The sequence below is a fragment of the Sphingomonas sp. CCH9-F2 genome (assembly GCF_001556735.1).
GTDB classification, from domain to species: Bacteria; Pseudomonadota; Alphaproteobacteria; order Sphingomonadales; family Sphingomonadaceae; genus Sphingomonas; species Sphingomonas ginsenosidimutans.
Genome location: NZ_LSJO01000306.1, coordinates 1 through 852 on the forward strand (window position 1 = coordinate 1; position 852 = coordinate 852).

The 852-nt window shown below is 71.8% G+C and carries 1 protein-coding gene; it reads right to left on the bottom strand.

Annotation, left to right across the window (positions count from 1 at the left end):
• Positions 1–852 (bottom strand): sigma-54 interaction domain-containing protein (locus tag AX685_RS08970; RefSeq protein ID WP_066487706.1); only part of this gene is annotated, 852 nt, incomplete at both ends.

Below are 852 nucleotides of genomic sequence, written 5' to 3' on the forward strand. Positions count from 1 at the left end.
GTCGAACACGATGTGCCCGGCCTCGATCGTGTCGCCGCCGGCGAACAGCAAGGCGCGCTGGATCACATTCTCCAGCTCGCGCACGTTGCCCGGCCAGTCGTGCGCCAGCAGCGCGGCGATCGCCTGGTCGCTGGGCCACGGAATGGTCGGGCGGTTGCCGGCGTGGCGCAGGATCATCGTCGCGGCCAGCGCGGGAATGTCCTGCGGCCGGTCGGCCAGCGCCTTGGTGGTCAGCGGGAACACCGACAGGCGGTAGTAGAGGTCGGCGCGGAACCGCCCGGCGGCGACTTCGCCCTGAAGATCGCGGTTGGCGCAGGCGATGACGCGTACGTCGACCGACTGCGGCATCGTCGCGCCGATCGGCACTACCTCGCGCTCCTGCAGCACGCGCAGCAGCTTGGCCTGCAGGTTGAGGGGCATTTCCGCGATCTCGTCCAGCAGCAGCGTGCCGCCGTTGGCGGCGCGGAAGAAGCCCTCGCCGCCCGACGACGCGCCGGTGAACGCGCCCTTCTGGTGGCCGAACAGCATCGCTTCCAGCATGGTTTCGGGCAGCGCGGCGCAGTTGATCGCGACGAACGGGCCGTCGCGGCGGTCGGAATTGAGGTGGATCGTGCGCGCCAGCACTTCCTTGCCGGTGCCGGTGGGGCCGTTGATGAGGACGGTGATGTCGGCCTGCGCCACGCGCTCGGCCAGCGCCAGCAGCGCCAGCGTCTCCGGGTCGGCGGCGGTCGGCAGCTCCGGCCCGCCGACCAGCGCGCGGGCGAAGGCGTTGCCCACTGCGGCATCGGCATGGCCATAGGCGATCCGCGCCGGCTGCCCGTCGCGGAACGGCAGGACGGTGCGCCCCTCGCT